Annotated in this window: 9 protein-coding genes (1 of these 9 only partly in view); 5 read left to right on the forward strand and 4 right to left on the reverse strand. The window is 73.4% G+C overall.

The genetic code is table 11. The features are described 5' to 3' along the window. Window positions 1–12,608 carry the beginning of a type I polyketide synthase gene (locus tag ACFY1H_RS09100; protein WP_386945626.1) on the reverse strand. The gene continues 18,529 nt to the left of window position 1, outside the view, so only the first 12,608 of its 31,137 coding nucleotides appear in the window; its start codon is at window positions 12,606–12,608; its stop codon lies beyond the left edge, outside the window. Window positions 12,609–12,782: 174 nt separating this feature from the next. Here ACFY1H_RS09100 and ACFY1H_RS09105 point away from each other — a divergent pair, with 174 nt between their 5' ends. Continuing rightward, window positions 12,783–14,435, forward strand: coding sequence for a flavin monoamine oxidase family protein (locus ACFY1H_RS09105; RefSeq protein WP_386945627.1), 1,653 nt, complete (start codon window positions 12,783–12,785; stop codon window positions 14,433–14,435). Between the two features lie 99 nt (window positions 14,436–14,534). On the opposite strand, the gene ACFY1H_RS09110 is transcribed toward ACFY1H_RS09105, so the two are convergent. Then, window positions 14,535–15,500: an ACP S-malonyltransferase gene (locus ACFY1H_RS09110; RefSeq protein ID WP_386945629.1), complete on the reverse strand. Its 966-nt coding sequence runs from the start codon at window positions 15,498–15,500 to the stop codon at window positions 14,535–14,537. Continuing rightward, entirely contained in the window at window positions 15,497–16,903 is a 1,407-nt protein-coding gene (locus tag ACFY1H_RS09115; protein ID WP_366582072.1) for a class I adenylate-forming enzyme family protein, read from the reverse strand. The genes ACFY1H_RS09110 and ACFY1H_RS09115 overlap by 4 nt, the downstream gene beginning before the upstream one ends. Before the next feature lie 223 nt (window positions 16,904–17,126). Here ACFY1H_RS09115 and ACFY1H_RS09120 point away from each other — a divergent pair, with 223 nt between their 5' ends. Genes ACFY1H_RS09120 through ACFY1H_RS09135 form a run of 4 tightly spaced genes read left to right on the forward strand, consistent with a single transcriptional unit; the run spans window position 17,127 to window position 21,019 of the window. Then, the gene (locus ACFY1H_RS09120; protein WP_386945632.1) at window positions 17,127–18,539 is read left to right on the forward strand and encodes a glycosyltransferase; all 1,413 of its coding nucleotides are present in this window, start codon (window positions 17,127–17,129) and stop codon (window positions 18,537–18,539) included. Window positions 18,540–18,566: 27 nt separating this feature from the next. Beyond that, window positions 18,567–19,625 (forward strand): DegT/DnrJ/EryC1/StrS family aminotransferase, encoded by a 1,059-nt coding sequence (locus ACFY1H_RS09125; RefSeq protein ID WP_366582070.1) that lies wholly within the window; start codon window positions 18,567–18,569, stop codon window positions 19,623–19,625. Between the two features lie 27 nt (window positions 19,626–19,652). Then, the gene (locus tag ACFY1H_RS09130) at window positions 19,653–20,822 is read left to right on the forward strand and encodes a cytochrome P450 (protein WP_386945634.1); all 1,170 of its coding nucleotides are present in this window, start codon (window positions 19,653–19,655) and stop codon (window positions 20,820–20,822) included. A gap of 14 nt (window positions 20,823–20,836) precedes the next feature. After that, a complete protein-coding gene (locus ACFY1H_RS09135) occupies window positions 20,837–21,019 on the forward strand; it encodes a ferredoxin (protein ID WP_386945636.1) in 183 nt (60 codons plus the stop codon). A 51-nt stretch (window positions 21,020–21,070) separates the two neighbouring features. Here ACFY1H_RS09135 and ACFY1H_RS09140 read toward each other — a convergent pair whose 3' ends face one another. After that, window positions 21,071–21,535 carry a hypothetical protein gene (locus ACFY1H_RS09140; protein ID WP_386945638.1) on the reverse strand — a complete coding sequence of 155 codons (465 nt, stop codon included), beginning with the start codon at window positions 21,533–21,535 and terminating at the stop codon, window positions 21,071–21,073. Window positions 21,536–21,650: the final 115 nt, after the last annotated feature.

Raw genomic sequence — 21,650 nt, forward strand, 5'->3', positions numbered from 1 at the left:
CAGTACTCGGGCGTCACGAAGTCGCCCGGGCCAGCGGCCGCTCCGGTGCGCGTGGAGACGAGCGGGATCCGCGGTTCGCCGTAGGTCAGGGTTTCCGCGACGGCCCGGAACTCGGCGAGCATCGGGTCCATCAGCGGCGAGTGGAACGCGTGGGACACACTCAGCCGCTTGGCCTTGCGATCGCCGAACTGCTCGGCGACGGCGGTCACGGCGGCTTCGGTGCCCGCGAGCACCACGGAGTCCGGTCCGTTGACGGCGGCGATGGTGACGCCGCCGGTCAGGTGCGGCGTCACCTCGTCTTCGGTCGCCTGCAGCGACAGCATCACCCCACCGGCGGGCAGGGCCTGCATCAACCGCCCCCGGGCGGTGACGAGCTTCGCGGCGTCTTCGAGGCTGAACACGCCGGCGACGTGGGCCGCGGCGATCTCGCCGATCGAGTGCCCGGCCAGGAACGCGGGGCGGATCCCCCACGACTCGGCCAGCCGGAAGAGGGCGACTTCCAGGGCGAACAGCGCGGGCTGCGTCGAACCGGTCGCGTTCAGCGCTTCTTCGTCCACGCCCCAGACGACCTCGCGCAACCCGTCGGGCAGAAGGGTGAGGGCTTCGTCGAAGGCCGCCGCGAACACCGGGAACCGGGCGGACAGCTCCCGGCCCATGCCGAGCCGCTGGGAACCCTGGCCGGCGAACAGGATCGCCAGGGTGCGGTCGGCCGCGGAGCCGCGGGCGACCTCGGTGACGGTGTCCGCGTCGGCCAGCACCACGGCGCGGTGCTCGAAGGCGGTCCGGGCGAGCAGCGAGTGGCCGACGTCGAGACGGTGCGCGCCGGTCAGTTCGGTCAGCTGTGCGACCTGGGCGTCGAGGGCTTCCGGGCTGCGCGCGGAGACGACCCACGGCACGAGGTCGCGGTCCTCGACCGGCGCCGGCTCCTCGGCGAGGGCTCCTTCGAGGACGACGTGCGCGTTGGTGCCGCTGATGCCGAACGACGACACGCCCGCGCGACGCGGCCGGTCCGTCTCCGGCCACACGGCCGCCTCCGTGAGCAGCTCGACCGCGCCCGCGCTCCAGTCGACGTGCGTCGAGGGCGCGCCGACGTTGAGCGTCGGCGGCAGGGTGCCGCGCTGCATCGCGAGCACCATCTTGATCACGCCGGCGACTCCCGCGGCGGCCTGGGTGTGCCCGATGTTGGACTTCACCGAACCCAGCAGCAGCGGCGTTTCCCGGTCCTGCCCGTACGTGGCCAGCAGGGCCTGGGCTTCGATCGGGTCACCGAGCGCGGTGCCGGTGCCGTGCGCCTCGACGGCGTCGACGTCCGAAGTGGACAGTCCGGCGTCGGCGAGGGCGGCGCGGATCACGCGTTGCTGCGACGGGCCATTCGGGGCGGTCAGGCCGTTGGACGCGCCGTCCTGGTTGACCGCGCTGCCGCGTACGGTGGCGAGGACGCGGTGGCCGTTGCGCTGGGCGTCGGAGAGGCGTTCGAGGACGAGCAGGCCGACGCCCTCGCCCCAGGCGGTGCCGTCGGCGTCGTCCGAGAAGGCCTTGCAGCGGCCGTCGGCGGCGAGGCCGCCGTGGCGGGTGAACTCGCTGAAGCCCTCAGGCGTCGACATGACCGTCACGCCGCCGACGAGCGCGAGGGAGCTCTCGCCGCCGCGCAGCGACTGCGCCGCGAGGTGCATCGCGACGAGCGACGACGAACACGCCGTGTCGACGGTCAGCGCCGGGCCTTCGAAGCCGAACGTGTAGGAGATGCGGCCGGACACGACACTGGCGGCGACGCCGGTGCCCGAGTGGCCTTCGAGATCCTCGCGTGCGGTGGCAATGAGGGCCCCGTAGTCCTGGCCGTTGGTGCCGACGAAGACGCCGGTGCTCGACCCGCGCAGCGTTGCCGGGTCGATGCCGGCCTGCTCGAACGCCTCCCACGTCGTCTCCAGCAGCAGGCGCTGCTGCGGGTCCATCGCGAGGGCTTCACGCGGGGAGATGCCGAAGAAGCCGGCGTCGAAGTCGGCGGCGTCGGAGAGGAACCCACCGAGCTGGGTGGCGCTGCGGCCTCGGCCGTCGCCCGCGAGCCGGCCGAGGTCCCAGCCGCGGTCGGCCGGGAAGTCCGAGATCCCGTGCTCGCCGCCGGCCACGAGGTCCCAGAACTGCTCGGGGGTGGCCGCGCCCCCGGGGAACCGGCAGGCCAGGCCGACGATCACGATCGGGTCGTCGGTCACGCGCGTCGTCGTGGTCACCGGGCGCAGGGCCGCGTCTTCGCCCAACGCCGTGGTGATCAGGTGGGTCGCCAGCGCGGTGGCACTCGGGTGGTCGAACACCACGGTGCTGCTCAACGCCAGACCGGTGGCGGTCTCGAGGCGGTTGCGCAGTTCGACGGCCGTGAGCGAGTCGAAGCCCAGGTCGCGGAACGCGCGGTCGGCGCCGATACCGGCCGTGCCGGACAGCCCGAGGACCGCGGCGATGTGCTCGCGGACCAGCGTCAGCGTCGTGGCTTCGCGGTCCTCTTCGGACAGTTCCAGGAGACGGGCCCGCAGGGTGCCGGTGGCCTGCGGGGCCACCAGGTCACGTGCGCCGGGCAGCTCGGCCAGCGACCGCGACGCCCGCGCGGCGACGAGCGGCGTCAGGACTTCGGGGTCGGCCAGGTCCGCGACGACGAGCGTGGGCTCGGGCTCGGCGGCGGCCTGCAGCAACGCGGTGAGCGCGGTCGTCGGCGCGAGGTCGGCGCGCAGCCCGGCGGCCATGCCGTCACCCGCCCAGGCGCCCCAGGCGATCGACGTCGCGGGGCGGCCTTCGGCGTGGCGCCGCTGGGACAGGGCGTCGAGCACGGCGTTGGCCGCGGCGTAGCTCGCCTGGCCCGGGTTGCCAAGGGCTCCGGCGACCGAGGAGAAGAGCACGAATTTCTCGACGTCGCCGGCGAGTTCGTCGAGCAGCAACGCGGCTTCGGCCTTGGGCCGCAGCACCGCGTCGAGCCGCTCGGGGGTGAGGGCGGTGAGCACGCCGTCGTCGAGCACGCCGGCCGTGTGGACGACGGAGGCGATCTCGTGCCGCGCGAACAGACCGGCCAGAGCGTCGCGGTCGGCGACGTCACAGGACTCGACCACCACGTCGGCGCCCGACTCCGCCAGGTCCGCGCGCAGCTCGGCCGCGCCCGGCGCCTCGGCACCGCGGCGGCTCACGAGCACCAGGCGCTCGGCGCCGGCCGCGGCGAGATGGCGCGCGACCTGCGCGCCGAGGGCACCCGTGCCGCCGGTGACGAGCACGGTGCCCGACGGCGCCCACGTCTCGTCCGCGGCCGCGCCGACCGGCACGATCCGGCGGCCGTAGACCCCGGAGGCGCGGACGGCGACCTGGTCCTCGGCCCCGCCCAGCACGGCGGCAAGCCGATCGGCGATCGTCGCGTCGAGCGTGGCGGGCAGGTCGACGAGACCGCCCCACAGCTGCGGGTGCTCCAGCGCGGCCACGCGCCCGAGGCCCCACACACCGGCCGCGCGCGGATTCACCACGGTGTCGGCGGCGCTCACGGCTTCCCGCGTCACCGCCCAGACCCGGGTGCCCGTCTCGGCCAGGATCTGCACCACTTCGGCGGTGCCGGCGGTGTCCACAAGGGACACCACACCCGCCACCTCGCCGACGCGGCCGGCCAGCTGGCCGACGGTCGTGATCTCGGCATCGAGGGCTTCGGCGACGAAGTCCGCGAGCTCGGCGTCCGTCCCGGCGACCACGAGCCAGTCACCGGGCTTGCGCTCACCGGCGGCGATGCGGACCCACGATTCACGGTGCCGCAGCGGCGCGACCGGGTCGCTGCCGGCGGGCGGCTCGGGCCAGTAGCGCTCGTGCTGGAACGCGTAGGTGGGCAGGTCGATCCGGTGTGCACCCGGGAAGAACGGCGACCAGTCGACGTCGGCGCCCGCCACGTGCAGGATGGCCAGCGCCGTGACGGCGGAGAGTTCCTCGGCACGCTCGCGGCGCAGCGCCGGAACGACGACGGCGTCCGGCACGAGAGCCGACGCCAGGGCGGACAGTGTGCCGTCGGGCCCCAGCTCCAGGAACGCGTTGGCGCCCTGAGCCGCCAGCGCGGTCACCCCGTCGGCGAAGCGCACAGTCTCGCGCACGTGCCGGACCCAGTGCTCGGGCGAGGCGAGCTCGGCGGCCGTCGCGAGCGCACCGGTCAACGTGGACACGAGCGGGATCGCCGGCTCACCGAAGCTCAGCTGCTCGACCTCGGCGCGGAACTCGTCCAGCATCGGGTCCATCAACGGCGAGTGGAACGCGTGCGACACGCTCAGCCGTTTCGTCCGGCGGTCCGCGAAACGCTCCACGACGGCAGCGACTGCGTCTTCCGCGCCGGCGACCACCACCGACCGCGGCCCGTTGACCGCGGCGATCGAGACGTCCGCGGTGAGCAGCGGCGTGACCTCGTCGTCGGTGGCCTCCAGCGCCACCATCTCGCCTCCGCGCGGCAACGCCTGCATCAGCTTCGCGCGAGCGGTGACCAGCCGGGCCGCGTCCGCGAGCGACAGCACCCCGGCGACGTGCGCGGCGGCGATCTCGCCGATCGAGTGGCCGGCCACGAACTGCGGCGCGATCCCCCACGACTCGACGAGCCGGAACAGCGCGACCTCCAGCGCGAACAACGCGGGCTGCGCCCAGCCGGTGTCGTTCAGCGCCTCGTCGTCGGTGCCCCACACGACCTCACGCAGGCCGTCCGGCAGCAGCGCGAGAGCTTCGTCGAACGCCGCCGCGAACACCGGGAACCGGGCGTGCAGCTCACGGCCCATGCCGAGCCGCTGCGCGCCCTGCCCGGCGAACAGCACCGCCGGCGTCCGGTCGGCCGCTTCACCGCGGGCGACCTCGGCCCCGTCGACCAGCACCGAGCGGTGGTCGAACGCCGTGCGCGCGGCCAGCGTGTGGCCGACGTCGGTGGTCCGAGCGTCGTGCTCCTCGACGAAGGCACCCAGCCGTGCGGCCTGCGCGGTCAGCGCCTCGGGCGTACGCGCCGAGAGCAGCCACGGGACGAGTCCCGCTCGTGGCTCGACGACCACCGGCGCGGCGACCGGCGGCGCCTGCTCGAGGATCACGTGCGCGTTGGTGCCGCTGATGCCGAACGACGACACCCCGGCCCGGCGCGGGCGCCCGCCGTCGGGCCACGACGTGTCCTCGGTGAGCAGCTCGACGTCGCCGGCCGCCCAGTCGATGCGCGAGGACCGCTCCCCTGCGTGCAGCGTGCGCGGCAACACGCCGTGCCGCAGCGCGAGGACCATCTTGATCACGCCGGCCACCCCGGCGGCCGCCTGCGTGTGGCCGAGGTTCGACTTGACCGAACCCAGCAGCAGCGGCGTTTCGCGGTCCTGGCCGTACGTGGCCAGCAGCGCCTGCGCCTCGATCGGGTCGCCCAGCGCCGTGCCCGTGCCGTGGGCCTCGACCGCGTCGACGTCCGAAGTGGACAGTCCGGCATTCGCCAGCGCCGAGCGGATCACACGTTGCTGAGCGGGACCGTTGGGGGCGGTCAGGCCGTTGGACGCGCCGTCCTGGTTCACCGCGGTGCCGCGGACCAGGGCGAGGACCTCATGGCCGTTGCGCCGGGCGTCGGACAGCCGCTCGACGAGCAGCATGCCGACGCCTTCGGACCAGCCGGTGCCGTCGGCTCCTTCGCCGAACGCCTTGCAGCGCCCGTCGGCGGCGAGGCCGCCCTGCTTGCCGAACTCGGCGAAGATCGACGGGTCCGCCAGCACCGTCACGCCGCCGACCAGCGCCAGCGAGCTTTCGCCGGTCCGCAGCGACTGCGCGGCCAAGTGCAGCGCCACGAGCGACGACGAGCACGCGGTGTCGACGGTGACCGACGGGCCTTCCAGCCCGAAGGTGTAAGACAGCCGGCCGGACATCACGCTGCCCGTGTTGCCGGTGAGCACGAAACCTTCGGCCCGCGCGGCGCCGGTGAGCAGCTGCGCGTAGTCCGCACTCGACGCGCCGATGAACACCCCCGTCGCGGAGCCGGCGACGGTGCCGGGCCGGATGCCCGCGCGCTCGAACGCCTCCCACGCGGCTTCCAGGAGCAGGCGCTGCTGCGGGTCGGCGGCCAGGGCTTCACGCGGGCTCATGCGGAAGAACTCGGCGTCGAAGTCGGCCGCGCCGGCGAGGAACCCGCCGCGCAGGCCGCCGAGGCCGGTCCAGCCGCGGTCGGCCGGGACGGGGCCGATCGCGTCGCCGCCGGAGGTCAGCAGCTGCCACAGCTGCTCAGGAGTGTCGGCACCGCCCGGGAAGCGGCAGCTCATGCCGACGATCGCGAGCGGGTCGTCGCCGGTCACGCGGGTGGTCCGCGTCGCGGCGGTGGACGTGGTGCCGCCGAGCTCGCCCGCGAGGAACGCGGCGAGCGCGAGCGGCGTCGGGTAGTCGAAGACGAGCGTCGGCGCCAGGCGCAGGCCGGTCGCGGCGGCGAGCCGGTTGCGCAGCTCCACCGAGGTGAGCGAGTCGAAACCCAGGTCGCGGAACGGGCGGGAGACCTCGACGCCATCGGCCGAGTCGTGGCCGAGCACGGCGGCGATCTCCGAGCGCACGGTGTCGAGCAGCGCCGCCTCGCGGTCCGCTGTGGACAGTCCGGTGAGCCGGGTGTCCGAGCCGGCCGCCGCGGCGCGGCGAGGTCCGCGCACGAGGCCGCGGAACACCTCCGGCACCGCCGGCAGCGCGCGCAGCGCCGTGGTGTCGACCAGCGCGGGGACGACCACCGGGCTGTCGGTGGCGATGGCGGCGTCGAAGAGGGCAAGCCCTTCGGCCAGGGGCAACGGCGGCTGGCCGTCGCGGGCCAGGCGGGCGAGGTCCGCTTCGGACAGTTCGGCCGTCATGCCGGCCTCGGGTGACCACGCGCCCCAGGCGAGCGCGGTGGCGGGCAGGCCACGGGCGTGGCGGTGGCGGGCGAGGGCGTCGAGGCCGGTGTTGGCCGCGGCGTAGTTGGCCTGGCCAGGCCCACCGAGCACACCGGTGATCGAGGAGAACAGCACGAAGGCGGCGAGGTCCACCTCGCGCGTCGCCTCGTGCAGGGCCCAGGCGCCACCCAGCTTCGGCGCGGTGACGGCGTCGAACCGCCCGGCGTCGAGCGAGCCGACCACACCGTCGTCGAGCACGCCCGCGGCGTGGACGACCGCCGTGAGCGGGTGCGCCGGGTCGACCCTCGCGACGAGCGCGCGAACCGCGTCCGCGTCGGCGGTGTCGCAGGCCGCGACTGTGACTTCGGTGCCGGGCAGCTCCGCCAGCAGCTCGTCGACGCCGGGCGCGTCCGGACCGCGGCGGCCGGCGAGCAGAAGGTGCCGCACACCGTGCGTGGCGACCAGGTGCTTCGCCAGCGCACGGCCGAGCCCGCCGGTGCCGCCCGTGACGAGCACGGTGCCGTCCGGGTTCCAGGCGCGCGGCATCGTGAGCACGAGCTTGCCGACGTGCTTGGCCCGGCTCATGTACCGGAACGCCTCCGGCGCGCGGCGCACGTCCCAGGTCTTCGTCGGCAACGGGGTGAGCGTCCCGGCCTCGAACAGCCCCAGCAACGCGGCGAGCAGTTCGCGCGTGCGTTCCGGGCCGGCCTCGACGAGGTCGAACGCGCGATAGCCGGGCACGCCCGCGCGCAAGTCGGTCTTGCCCATCTCCAGGAACCGGCCGCCTTCGCGCAGCAAGCCGAGCGAGGCGTCGACGAACTCGCCCGCGAGCGCGTTGAGGACGATGTCGACGGGGCCGAACTGCCCGGCGAAGTCCAGGGTGCGCGAGGACGCGATGTGGTCGTCGGCGACGCCCAGCTCGCGCAGCACGGCCTGTTTGCTCTCACTGGCCGTCGCGTAGACCTCGAGGCCGAGGTGGTGCGCGAGCTGGATCGCGGCCATGCCGACGCCGCCGGCCCCGGCGTGGATCAGGATCGCCTCGCCGGGCCGGGCCGCGGCGAGGTCGACCAGCGCGTAGTACGCGGTGAGGAAGACCAGCGGCACGCCGGCGGCGTCGGCGTCGCTCCAGGCGTCCGGGACACGCGCGAGGTAGTGCTCGTCGACAACGGCCAGCGGGCCGAAGCCGCCGTCGAGCATGCCGAACACGCGGTCGCCCGGGGCCAGGTCCTGAACCGCCGAACCGACTTCGGTGACGACGCCGGCGAGTTCGGCGCCGAGCGGACCGGCCTCGCCGGGGTACATGCCGAGTGCGTTGAGGACGTCGCGGAAGTTCAGGCCGGCCGCGCGGACGGCGACGCGGACGTCGTGCGCGCCCAGCGGCGCCTCGGCGGCCGCGAACGGCAGCAGGGTCAGCGCGTCGAGGCTGCCTTTGCGCCGGCTGTCGAGCCGCCACGGGGTGCCGCTCGGCGGGACGAGCGAGGAGGAGAACCGGGCGAGCCGGGCGACGCGGACCTCGCCGGCCCGCACGACGGCCTGCGTCTCGCCGACCGCCAACGCGTCCGTGACCTCAGCCGCGTCGGTGTCGACCAGCGCGAACCGGCCGGGATTCTCCAGGGCGGCCGAGCGCACCAGGCCCCACACCGGGGCGGTGGTGAGATCGGTGATCTCCTCGGTGTCGTCGACGGCGACCGCGCCCCGCGTCACGACGACCAGGCGGGCATCGGCGAACCGCTCGTCGGCCAGCCAGTCCTGCACCACACCCAGCACCTCGGCCGGCGCGGTGTTCTCGATCGGGTACAGCACGACGTCGGCGGGCGCGAGGTCGGCCAGCGTGTTCGCGGTGTGGCTGCCCGGCACGGCGAGGCCGAGCGGGTCCGCGCCCAGGACGCCGACGGTGCCGGTGAACGGCGTGGCCGGCTGCGTGGGCACCCAGTCGAGCTGCCACAGCGGCATCTCGGCACCGTGCACAGCGGACTCGAAGCTCTCCGGCGCCGGGCGCACCAGCAGCGAACCGGCCGAGAACACCGGGGCGCCCTGGGGGTCGGTCGCGTGCAGCACCGTGGTGTCCGGTCCGGCCGGGGTGAGCCGTACACGCAGCGCGGTCGCGCCACTCGCGTGCAGGGTCACGTCGGTCCACGAGAACGGCAGGGTCGCGCGCGACTCCCCCGAGGTGAGCGCGGCGGCGTGCAGGGCGGCGTCGAGCAGGGCCGGGTGCACGGCGAACGTCGCGTCGCCCTGCGCGGCCTCCGGCAGGACGACCTCGGCGAACACGTCGTCGCCGCGCTGCCACGCGGCGGTGAGGCCCTGGAACGCCGGGCCGTAGCCGTACCCCGCGGCGGCGAGGCGGTCGTAGGCGCCGGTGACGTCGACCGGCTCCGCGCCGTCGGGCGGCCACTCCTCGGCGAACGCGAAGTCGGCGGAGCCCGAGGCGACCAGCCCGGTGGCGTGGCGGGTCCAGCCGCCGCCTTGCGGGCGCGAGTGGACGGTCAGCGTGCGGGTGCCGGTGTCGTCGGCCTCGCCGAGCGCGAGCTGCAGTTCCACGCGGCCGTCCGCGGCCACGAGCAGCGGCGCTTCCAGGACCAGCTCCGCCACACGGTCGCAGCCGGCCTCGTCGGCGGCGCGGATCGCCAGCTCCACCAGGCCGGTCCCGGGCACGATGGCCGTGCCGCCGATCTCGTGGTCGGCCAGCCACGGGTGCGTGGTGCGCGAGAGCGACCCGGTGACCACGAGCCCGGCCGAACCCGCGAGGTCCAGCACGGAGTCGAGCACGGGGTGGTCGAGCGAGCCGCCGCGGCGGGCCCCGGCGTCGAGCCAGAAGTGCTTGCGCTGGAAGGGATACGTCGGCAGGTCCGTGTGCCGGGCGCCCAAGCCGGCGAAGAACTCGGTCCACTTCGGACCGTTGCCGTGGACGTGCAGCGCCGCGAGCGCCGCGTAGGCATCGTGGCCTTCGCGCTGCAATGGGACGGCAACGGCTTCGCTCTCCCCGGCCAGCCCCTGCGCGAGCGGACCGGACAACACGGCGTCCGGGCCAAGCTCCAGGGCGGCCGTCACACCTTCTTCGCGCAGTGTCGCCACGGCGTCGGCGAACCGGACGGCCTCGCGGGCCTGGCGCACCCAGTACTCGGGCGAGCCGAGGTCGTGGCGCGCGCCGGTGAGCGTGGAGACGATCGGGATCCGCGGCTCGCGGTAGGCGAGCACGTCGGCGACCCAGCTCAGCTCGTCGAGCGCCGGCTCCATCAGGGCCGAGTGGAACGCGTGGCTCACCGTCAGCTGTTTCGCGCGCAGCCCACGCTCTCGCACCACGGCCTCGATCGCGGCAATCGCCTCCGCCGCGCCGGAAAGCACGACGGAGCCGGGCGCGTTGATGGCGCCGACGCAGACGTCGTCATGCTCAGCCAGCAAGTCGGCGAGGTCGGCTTCGTCGGCGCCGACCGCGAGCATCGCCCCTCCGGCGGGCAGCTGCTGCATCAGCCGGCCGCGGTGCGCGGCGAACGCGCTCGCGTCGGCGAGCGACCAGATCCCCGCGACGTGCGCGGCGGCCACCTCGCCGATCGAGTGCCCGGTGACCACGTCGGGTCGCAGGCCCCACGACTCCACCAGCCGGAACGCGGCGACCTGGTAGGCGAACAACGCCGGCTGCGTGTACCCGGTCAGGTCGAGCAGCGCCGCCTCGGGCGTGCCGGGTTCGGCGAAGACGACCGAGCGCAGCGGCACGTCGAGGTGCAGATCGAGCTCGGCGCACGCGGCGTCGAAAGCCGCGGCGAACGCCGGGAACCGCTCGTACAGGTCCCGGCCCATCCCGGCGCGCTGCGCGCCCTGGCCAGGGAAAACGAACGCGAGACGCCCGTGCCCCGCGGTGCCGGTCACGACACCCGGGTGCGAATTCCCCGACGCCAGCGCCGCCAGCCCTTCGGCCGGGTCGCCGAGAATCACCGCGCGGTGCTCCAGCGCAGCACGCTCGGTGGCGGCGCTGTACGCGACGTCGAGTGCCGAACCGTGGTCCACCACCGCACTCAGCTGCGCGGCCTGGGCCCGCAGCGCCTCCGGCGTGCGCGCCGAAAGCACCAGCGGCACCGCGACCTCCGCCGGCTCCACGGGTTCGGTGAGTTCGTCCGGCGCCTGCTCCAGCACGACGTGCGCGTTGGTCCCGCTGAACCCGAACGACGACACCGCCGCGCGACGGGGACGGCCGGTCTCCGGCCAGTCCGTGTCCTCGGTCAGCAGCGACAGCCCGCCGGCCGCCCAGTCGACGTGCGGCGTCGGCTCGTCGGCGTGCAGGGTGCGCGGCAGCACGCCGTGGCGCAGCGCCTCCACCAGCTTGATCACGCCGACGACACCGGCCGCGGCCTGGGTGTGCCCCAGGTTCGACTTCACCGACCCCAGCAGCAACGGCCGTTCCCGGTCCCGCCCGTAGGTCGCCTGCAAGGCCGCGGCCTCGATCGGGTCGCCCAGGCGCGTGCCCGTGCCGTGCGCCTCGACGGCGTCCACTTCGGACGGACGCAGGCCCGCGTCGGCCAGCGCCTGGCGGATCACCCGCTGCTGGGCCACGCCGTTGGGCGCGGTCAGCCCGGCGCTCGCACCGTCGGAGTTCACCGCCGAGCCGCGCAGCACGGCGAGCACGCGGTGCCCGCGGGCGCGGGCGGTCGACAGGCGTTCGACGAGCACCATCGCGGCGCCCTCGCTCCAGCCCGTGCCGTCCGCGTCGGCACCGAAGGCCTTGCACCGGCCGTCGGCCGAAAGGCCCCGCTGGCGGCTGAAGGCGAGGAACGAACCCGGCGTCGCCATCACGGCCACGCCGCCGACCAGCGCCTGCTCGCACTCGCCTTGCCGCAGCGACCGCGCCGCGACGTGCAGGGCGACCAGCGAAGCCGAGCACGCGGTGTCGATCGTGAGCGCCGGGCCCTGAAGCCCGAGGTGGTAGGCGATGCGCCCGGAGACGACACTGCCGGCCGTGCCCGTGATCAGGTGGCCCTCGGCGCCGTCCCGCGCGTCCTGCAGCCCGGGGCCGTACTCGTGGTTCTCCGCGCCGACGAACACGCCGGTCGCGCTGCCGTGCAGGCTCAACGGGTCGACGCCCGCGCGCTCCAGGACCTCCCACGACGTCTCCAGCAGCAGCCGCTGCTGCGGGTCCATCGCCGCGGCCTCCCGCGGCGAGATGCCGAAGAACCCGGCGTCGAACTCGGCGGCGTCGGCCAGGAACCCGCCGCGGCGCGCGTAGGTGCGGCCCGGCCGGTCGGGGTCCGGGTCGTAGACGGCGGCGACGTCCCAGCCGCGGTCGTCGGGGAACTCGCCGATCGCGTCGGTGCCGGCCAGCAGCGCGTCCCACAGCTGCGCCGGCGAGCTGATGCCGCCGGGAAGCCGGCAGGCCGCGCCGACGATCACGACCGGGTCGTCCGGATCCGCGGGCACCACGGCCGGGGCGGTGTCGTCGGAGCTGTCCCCGCGCAGCAGCCCGGCCAGGTGCTCGGCGAGCGCGCGCGGCGTCGGGTGGTCGTAGACGAGCGACACCGGCAGCGCGAGGCCGGTGTCGGCCACCAGGCGGCGGTGCAGCTCCACAGCCGCCAGCGAGCTCACGCCCAGCTCCGCGAACCCGCGGCCCGGATCGTCCACTCCGGACACATCGCCGTCCAGCGCCGCGGCCAGGTGCTGCCGGACCAGGCCGGTCAGCACCCGCACCGCGTCTTCACCCGCTCCGCTCCCGATGCGCTCCAGGAGCGCCGGTCGGTCGACGTGCTCGTCGAAGGCTTCGCTCGTCATGACGCAGAACCACCCCTAAGCAGGCAGGAGGACACCCATCGTGCCCGGATGTTAGGGACGGTCCCGCTGTACTTTCCCTTAGACGACGGCCCTTTCCCGCCGGGATCTCTCGGGTTTTCCCGGACCGCGCGCCCGCACCATCGGAGGCGATCACCCGGAGAATGAGGTGCCGAAATGACGCTGGCCGCGACCGAGCGGATGACGATGCTCGTGCCCGACTTCCCCTTCGGCTACGACCGCTGGGTGACCCACCCGGCCGGCCTCGGCGAACTGCCGGCCCACCGGCACGGCACGCCCGTGGCCGTCGTCGGCGGCGGGGTCTCCGGGCTGGTCGCGGCGTACGAGCTCATGCGCCTCGGGCTGCGGCCCGTGGTCTACGAGGCGGGCGAGCTGGGCGGGCGCATGCGGTCGGTGACCTTCGGCGACCACGAGCACGCCGTCGCCGACCTCGGCGCGATGCGCTTCCCGCCGTCGGCGACCACGCTGTTCCACTACATCGAGGCGCTCGGGCTCGAGACCCGGCCGTTCCCGAACCCGCTCGCCCCCACGACCCCCAGCACCGTGATCGAGCTGGGCGGCACCGTGCACCGCGCCCGCACCGCGCGCGACCTGCCGACGGTGTACCAGGAGGTCGCCGACGCGTGGGACAAGGCGCTGCAGGATCGCGCCGAGCTCTCGACCATGGAGAACGCGATCCTGCGCCGCGACGTCGGCCTCATCAAGGCCGTGTGGAACCGCCTGGTCGCCGAGCTGGACGACGAGTCCTTCTACGGCTTCCTCGCCCGCTCCGGCGCGTTCGACTCGTTCCGCCACCGCGAGGTGTTCGGCCAGGTCGGCTTCGGCACCGGCGGCTGGGACACCGACTTCCCGAACTCGATCCTGGAGATCCTGCGCGTGGTCTACACCCACGCCGACGTGGACCAGGTCAGCATCGTCGGCGGCGCGCAGCAGGTGCCGCGCGGGCTGTGGACGCATTCGCCGGACACGGTGTTCTGGCCGAAAGGCACTTCGCTCGCCGCGCTGCACCGCGGCAGCCCGCGCCCGTCCGTGACGAAGATCCGCCGCGCGGGCCGCGACCTCGTGGTCACCGACGCAACCGGGCGGTCGGAGGCCTACCCGGCGGTGGTGTTCACCCCGCACGTGTGGGCGTTGCTGGGCCGCGTCGACTGCCACGAACCGCTGCTGACCACCGACGAGTGGACCGCGGTCGAGCGCACGCACTACATGAGCTCGTCGAAGCTCTTCGTGCTCACCGACCGCCCGTTCTGGCTCGACGCCGACCCGGACGGCGGCCACGACGTGATGGGCATGACGCTCACCGATCGCTCGCCCCGCGGCGTGTACCTGTTCGACCACGGCCCCGACCGCCCGGGCGTGATGTGCCTGTCCTACACGTGGAACGACGACTCGGCGAAGTTCGCGACGCTCGACGACCACGAGCGCCTGGCCGTGCTCCTGCGCCGGCTCGAGTCCATCTACCCCGATGTGGATATTGCGTCGCACGTGATCGGCGACCCGGTCACCATCAGCTGGGAGCGCGAACCGCACTTCATGGGTGCCTTCCGCGCCAACCTGCCCGGCCAGTACCGCTACCAGCGCCGCCTGTTCACCCAGTTCCGCCAGCACGACCTGCCGCCGGACCGCCGCGGCTTCTTCCTCTGCGGCGACGACATCTCCTGGACGGCCGGCTTCGCCGAGGGCGCCGTCACCACGGCGCTCAACGCGGTGTGGGGCGTGCTCGACCACCTGGGTGGCACGACTTTCCCGGCCAACCCCGGTCCTGGCGATGTCTTCGCCGAGCTGGCGCCGGTCGAGCTCCCCGGCTGAGCTGCGGCACCCATCGCGAGCTGTATAGGTCGTTATACACAAGTCTCGGTGGACACAGCGAAGGCCCGCCCCCGTGATCGGGCGGGCCTTCGGTGGTTTTCAGACCGGCTGCGTGACCGGCCGCTGGGCGGTCTTCGGCGTCACCGGCACGATGGTCGCGAACGCGCGTTTCGTCGCCGCCAGCTTGTGGAACAGCTGGTCCGGGCCGGTCACGTACGCGGTGGCCGCTCCCCCGGCCGCCAGCGACGTCACCATGGCCGGCCAGTCCACGGGGTGGTCGAAGGTGTCGAGCAGCATCGTGCGGACCTCGGCGGCGGTGCGGAGCACGCGGCCGTCCTGGTCGGCGATCAGCGGCAGCGCCGGGTCGGTCAGGGCGCACCGGTCGACGAACGGGGTGGCCAGCTCGCGCAGCGGCGTGAAGCGTCGGGCGTGCACGGCCGGGCGCATCGTCTGCATCACGTACGCGCCGGCCTCGCGCATCGTGGCGATCACCTCGTCGAGCAGGCGCTCCGGCAGCGACAACATCACCGAGCCGTCGCCCAGCTCCACCGACAGCTCGAGCCACTCCCCTCGTTCCGCGAAGTCCGCCAGCAACGCCGACACGACGCCGTCGGGCACGCGGACGAAACACTGCGTCACGAGTTCTTCGCCCAGCTCCCCGAAATACGCGACCTCGCAGCGCGCGAGGTCCGCCGTCAGCCGCACGGCGTCCGGAAAGGACAGTGCCCCGGCGAGCACGGCGGCCGGGCGGTGGCCGAAGCTCGCGCCCGCGCAGACGTCCGGACGCAGGCCCAGTTCGGCCGTGGCCCGCTCGGCGCAGGCGAGGGACGCCACGAGGAACGCGACCTGGGAGAACGGCCCGTACGTCGACTCCTCCGCGCGGTATCCGGTCAGCAGCGAATCGCCCAGCGCCTCGTCGGCCGCCCGCACGAGTGGCCGGGAGTACCGGTCCAGCACGAGGAACCGCCCGAGATCCGCGTACGAGGCCGCGGCCATCCCCGGGAACACCGCGGCGGCGCCGCCCCCGCCGGGAAGCGGGGACGGCGCCGGGTGGGGCGAGCTCATGCCGTGACCGCCAGTTCCTGCAGCCGCTTGCTGTCGGGCTTTCCGTTGCGGTTGAGCGGGAACGCGTCGATCACCACGACCCGGCTCGGCACCTCGTACGCGGGCAGCACCTCCGCCATCCGCGCCCGCCAGAACGCCGCGTCGCGATCCTTCTCGTCCTCCACGAACGCGATCAGCTGGCTGCCGTAGCGCTCGCACGGCACCGCGACGATCTTCGTCAGGCAGCCGGTCTCGGCCACGCGCCGCTCGATCATGTCCGGGTAGAGCGTGTAGCCGCCGCGGTGCACGGCGCGCTTGCGGCCGAGCACGTGCAGGCTGCCGCCGCGGTCGAGGATCCCGAAGTCGCCGCTGGCGAACCAGTCGCCGAGCACCGGGTCGACCTGGCCGTACTCGTCGAGGTAGCCGGCCATCACGTCGGGCGTGCGCACCAGGATCTCGCCGGTCTCGCCCGCGGGCAGCTCGACGCCGTTGTCGTCCACGATCTTCAGCTCGACGCCGCGCACCGGGCGGCCCGTGGCCACCGGGTTGTCGGTCGTGGCGAACGAGACGTTGCCGAGCTCGGTGCTGCCGTAGCTGTCGAGCAGTGGCTTGCCGAACTCGCCGACGTAGGAGTCGACCAGGCCCGGGATCAGCGGCGCCGCGCCGACGCACAGCATCCGCGCGCGGTTCAGCGTCGCGTGCAGCGCCGGGCGCTTGCGGGCGATGTTGAGCATGCTGCGGTAGGTCGCGGGCGTCGCGTCGAACACCGTGGCCCCGCACAGGTCGGCCATCTTCAGCGCGTGGTCGAGCCGCCGGTAGGGGGCCACCACGAGCGAGCACCGCGTGAGCCACGCGATGAGCAGCATCGACAGCCCGTACTGGTGCGAGAACGGCAGGAACGGCGCCAGTACGTCGCTTTCCCGGTGCCCCACCGCGTCGATGTTGCGGCGCAGGTTCTCGAGGAACGAGCCGCCGGACTTCACGATCGCCTTCGGCTTGCCGGTCGAGCCGGACGACCACATCAGCAACCCGTCGGGCAGCTCGGACCACGAGGTGGTGTCGAGCGTCGCCTTCGGCGTGCGCCCGGCCGAGGCCAGGGCCAGCTCGTAGATCGTGATCCGGCTGACGTCGGTGTCCTCGGGCAGCTCGGCGTTCTCGTCCGTCACGCACAGCACCACGCCGGCCCGGTCCATCAGCTCGCCGGTGGACTCGGCCTTCTCCTGGTGGTCGATGAGCGCGACCGACGCGCCCACGTGCATCAAGGCGAGCAGCGCGGTCAGGTAGCCCACCGAGTTGTCCGCCTTCAGCAGCACCCGATCCGAACGGCCGATCCCCCGCGACGCCAGCTCTTCGGCCATCTTCACGGCGTCGCGTTCGAGGTCGGTCAGTGTGCGGACGGAGTCCGTCCCGCAGATCATCGCCATGTTCGGTGAACCTCTTCCTCGACCCTGCGTGGAATGGGTTGCTCCCCCCGGGCGCCGTCACCGGACGGCCCCACCCGAAGCCCAGTTTCCGCGCGGCGATCAAGGGAAACCCCCAGAAACCGCGCTCCCGGATGCGTTTCGCCGCCGGTTCTAGGGATTTTCCCGGCCCCCGCGTGGGATCACAGAGTCCGGACGTGGGCAGCACCGAGCCGAGGAGAAACCCGTGCACGAGACCGACGACCCCGCCGACCCGGACCTCCGGCGGCCGATCCTGTTCGTCAGCTCACCCGAGGCGGGGCTGCTGAACCCGGTGCTCACGCTGGCCGGCGAGCTCGCCCGCCGCGGCGTGCCCGACCTCTGGTTCGCCACCGACGAGAACCGGCGCGGCGCCGTCGAAGAGCTCGGCGGCGACGGCGCGCGCAGCATCGTCGAGTTCGCCTCGCTCGGCGACGTCGTCCCCGAGATGTCGGCGGTGACCTGGGACGACGAGACCTACCGCGCCGTGACGCAGCGCTCGCGGTTCAAGGCCCACCGCGCGGTCATCGAGCACACGCTCGACCCCGGGCTGCGGGTGGCGAAGTACCGCAAGCTCGAGGCCGCCGTCGACAAGATCGAGCCGGCGCTGATGGTGATCGAGAGCATGTCGCAGTTCGCGTTCGAGCTGGCGATCACGCGCGGGATCCCCTACGTGCTCAGCGTGCCGTTCATGGCGAGCACCATGCTCACGGCCTACACGCCGTTCGCCAAGAGCTACACCGGCCGCGACTTCCCCGTGCCGCACTCGGGCCTGCCTTACCGCATGACCGCGCGCCAGCGCTGGGAGAACCGCCTGTTCAAGCTGCGCACGCTGGCGATGTTCCTCAAGCCGGAGATGGCGAAGCAGCTGGCGAAGGACAAGGAGGTCCGCGCGGAGCTGGGCATCGCGCCCGAGGCCGGCGGCGTGATGTCCCGCATCGACCACGCACAGCTCGTGCTGTGCTATTCCGTCGCCGGCCTCGACTACCCCTTCCCCGTGCCGGAGCACATGAAGCTCGTCGGCGCGCTCGTGCCGCCGCTGCCGCAGGCGCCCGGCGCCGAGGAGCTTCCGGCGTGGCTCGACGCGCAGGACTCCGTCGTCTACATGGGATTCGGCACGATCACGCGGCTCACCCGTGAGCAGGTCGCCTCGCTCGTGGAGGTGGCGCGCCGCCTCGGCTCGCGCGGGCATTCGGTGCTGTGGAAGCTGCCGAGCGAGCAGCAGCACTTTCTGCCCGCCGACCTGCCGCCGACGCTGCGCATCGAGGACTGGGTGCCCTCGCAGTTCGACGTGCTGGCACATCCCAGCGTGAAGGTGTTCTTCAACCACGGTGGCGGCAACGGGTTCCACGAAGGCATCTACTTCGGCAAGCCGCTCGTCATCCGCCCGCTCTGGGTGGACTGCTACGACCAGGCCGTCCGCGGCGCCGACGCCGGCGTGAGCCTCACCCTCGACCGGCCGGACACCTTCGACCCCGACGACGTCACCGACAAGCTGACCCGCGTGCTGGAGCAGTCGCGCTACCGCACGCGCGCCGAGCACTTCTCCCGTGCGCAACGCGAAGCCGGCGGCCGCGAAGCCGCCGCCGACGCCGTGCTCGCGCTGCTCGCGCGCCCCTGACCCCCGAACCCCGAGCGAGGACTCTCCATGGCGTACCAGTACCCGGTGTCCCGGCCGCACCTGACCGGCCACGAGCTCGACTACGTCACCGAGACCATCGGCGACGGCTGGATCTCTTCCCAGGGCCCGTTCGTCCGGCGGTTCGAGGAGGCGTTCGCCGCCTGGAACGGCAGCGCCCACGGTGTGGCGTGCTCGTCGGGCACCACCGCGCTCACGCTCGCGCTGCGGGCGCTGGGCGTCGGTCCCGGCGACGAGGTGATCGTGCCGGAGTTCACGATGATCGCCAGCGCGTGGGCCGTGACCTACACCGGCGCCACGCCCGTGTTCGTCGACTGCGGTGACGACCTCAACATCGACCCGGCCCTGATCGAGGAGAAGATCACCCCGCGCACCAAGGTGATCATGCCGGTGCACATCTACGGCCGCGCCTGCGCGATGGGCCCGATCATGGACCTGGCGCACCAGTACGGCCTGCGCGTGGTGGAGGACTCCGCCGAGGCCCACGGCGTGAAGCCGGTGGGCGACATCGCGTGCTTCTCCTTGTTCGCCAACAAGATCATCACCTCCGGCGAGGGCGGGATCTGCCTCACCGAAGACGCGTACCTGGCCGGCCAGATGGCGCACCTGCGCGCGATGGCGTTCACGAGCGACCACAGCTTCCTGCACAAGAAGCTCGCCTACAACTTCCGCATGACGGCCATGCAGGCCGCCGTCGCGCTCGCCCAGACCGAGCGCCTGGACGAAATCCTCGCCGAGCGCGCCAAGATCGAGGCCCGCTACGACGCCGGCCTCGCGGGCATCGACGGCATCACGCTGATGCCCCCGCGCGACGTGCTGTGGATGTACGACCTGCGCGCCACCCGCCGCGAGGAGCTGCGCGCGTTCCTGGCCGACAACGGGATCGAGACGCGGCTGTTCTTCAAGCCGATGAGCCGCCAGCCCCTGTACCTCGACCCGGTCTGGCCCCAGCTCAAGGCGAACACCTTCGCCGAAGACGGCTTCTACCTGCCCACGCACACCGGGCTGACCGAGGCCGACCAGGACCACATCACGGGCAAGGTCCGCGAGTTCTACCAGGCGGGCTGAGCGCCCGTCCGAAGGGAGACACCTGCCATGCCGAGCGCCGAGTCGACGACCCTCGTCGAGTTCCCCGCCCGCCGGGAGGGAGCGCCGTTCCCGCCGCCGGAATACGCGCGGCTGCGCGAGCAGCCCGGGCTGGTGCGGTCGCAGCTGCCCGGCGGGAACACCGTGTGGCTCGTGACGCGCCACGACGAGGTGCGCGCCGTGCTCACGGACCCTCGGATCAGCTCCAACCCGGGTCACGAAGGCTTCCCCCGCATCGGGCGCACGGGCGGGGTGCCCGACGTGCCCGGCTGGTTCGTCGCCCTCGACCCGCCCGAGCACGGCCGGTTCCGCAAGACGCTGATCCCCGAGTTCACCGTGCGCAAGATCCGCGAGCTGCGCCCGGCCATCCAGGAGATCGTCGACGGTCGCATCGACGCCATGCTCGCCGGCGGGAACTCCGCGGACCTGGTGGCCGAGTTCGCGCTGCCGGTGCCGTCCCTGGTGATCTCGGCGCTGCTCGGGGTGCCGTATGCCGACCACGAGTTCTTCGAGTCGAAGACGCGCACGCTGGTCTCGTTCTTCTCCACCGACGAGGAGAAGGAGAAGGCGGGCAAGGAGATCCTGCGTTACCTGGGCCGGCTCATCACGATCAAGAAGAAGCGCCCCGGCGAGGACCTGATCACGCAGCTGCTGGCCAGCGAAGCGATCAGCCCGGCCGAGATGTCCGGGGTGTCGATGCTGCTGCTCATCGCCGGACACGAGACCACGGCCAACAACATCGCCCTCGGCGTGGTCACGCTGCTGCTGAACCCGGACTGGATCGGCGACGACCGCGTGGTCGAGGAGATGCTGCGGCTGCACTCGGTGGCGGACCTGGTCGCGCTGCGCGTGGCGACCGAGGACGTCGAGATCGGCGGCCAGCTGATCCGCAAGGGCGAGGGCATCGTGCCGCTCATCGCCGCCGCCAACCACGACGGCTGCCCGTTCTCCGACCCGGCTGAGTTCGACCCCGGCCGCTCGGCGCGCCACCACGTGGCGTTCGGCTACGGCGTGCACCAGTGCCTCGGGCAGAACCTCGTGCGGGCCGAGCTGGAGATCGCGTACCGGACGCTGTTCGAGCGCATCCCCACGCTCGCGCTCGACGCGCCGGTGGCCGAGCTGCCCTTCAAGTACGACGGCGTGCTCTTCGGCCTGCACGGCCTGCCGGTGCGCTGGTGAGGAAGGAGACCGTGATGGAGCTGGAGGTGGACCGCGGCCGCTGTGTCGGCGCCGGCCAGTGCGTGCTGAACGCGCCCGACGTGTTCGACCAGGACGACGAAGGGATCGTCACCGTCGTCGCGGAACCCGGGTCGGACGCCGAAATGCGCGACGCGGTGCAGACCTGCCCGTCCGGAGCACTGTCCTTCAAGGACTGAACCTCTTCCGAAGAGCCGCCCCACACGCCGTGGGGCGGCTCTTTCGTGCGATCAGGCGGGCCGGCAGGCGGCGAGCTCGCGCAGCGCGTCGCGGAGCTGTTCGTGCACGCGTTGCGCGGGCAGCCCGGGCTCGACGGCCAGCTCCGCCGCGGTGCGCCGCTCCCGCAACGCGGACCAGAGCAGGCCGCGGCGACCGTGGGGCAGGGTCTGGAACGCGTCGAGCAGCAAGGCGTCGGCCGTCGCCTTGGCCAGGCGTTCCGCCGGCACGCGCGGCCGCAGGGTGTCGTGCAACGCGGCGAGCAGCCGGTCGCGGCCTTCGGCGAGGTGGCCTTCCCGGACCAGCCGGCGGCACAGGCGCGCGGCCGAGCGCCGGGAGATCCCCGCACCGCGGGCGACGCGGAAGACCAGGGCCAGCGACCGGTCGTCCTCGGCGGGCCACGGCGCGCGCACCCAGCCGGGCGCCTGAGCCGACCGGATCCGCAGCCACCCGGGCAGCACCGCCACGGCACTGGTCATGAGGCCTCCCGTCGTCGCGTGTCCGTGATCTCTACCCGTTCTTCCGCCGGGGAAAACCCCGCGACGCGAAAAGCCCGGAACTGGGCCGGGCCTGGTCGCCGCCGGGGTCGAAACG

The sequence above is a fragment of the Amycolatopsis sp. NPDC001319 genome, from assembly GCF_042896185.1.
Lineage (GTDB): Bacteria > Actinomycetota > Actinomycetes > Mycobacteriales > Pseudonocardiaceae > Amycolatopsis.

What these genes read in the sequence shown, in the direction of transcription:
- ACFY1H_RS09105 (WP_386945627.1), top strand. Translation starts at nt 12,783, where the DNA reads ATGACGCTGGCCGCGACCGAGCGGATGACGATGCTCGTGCCCGACTTC.
- ACFY1H_RS09110 (WP_386945629.1), bottom strand. Translation starts at nt 15,500, where the DNA reads ATGAGCTCGCCCCACCCGGCGCCGTCCCCGCTTCCCGGCGGGGGCGGC.
- ACFY1H_RS09115 (WP_366582072.1), bottom strand. Translation starts at nt 16,903, where the DNA reads ATGGCGATGATCTGCGGGACGGACTCCGTCCGCACACTGACCGACCTC.
- ACFY1H_RS09125 (WP_366582070.1), top strand. Translation starts at nt 18,567, where the DNA reads ATGGCGTACCAGTACCCGGTGTCCCGGCCGCACCTGACCGGCCACGAG.
- ACFY1H_RS09130 (WP_386945634.1), top strand. Translation starts at nt 19,653, where the DNA reads ATGCCGAGCGCCGAGTCGACGACCCTCGTCGAGTTCCCCGCCCGCCGG.
- ACFY1H_RS09135 (WP_386945636.1), top strand. Translation starts at nt 20,837, where the DNA reads ATGGAGCTGGAGGTGGACCGCGGCCGCTGTGTCGGCGCCGGCCAGTGC.
- ACFY1H_RS09140 (WP_386945638.1), bottom strand. Translation starts at nt 21,535, where the DNA reads ATGACCAGTGCCGTGGCGGTGCTGCCCGGGTGGCTGCGGATCCGGTCG.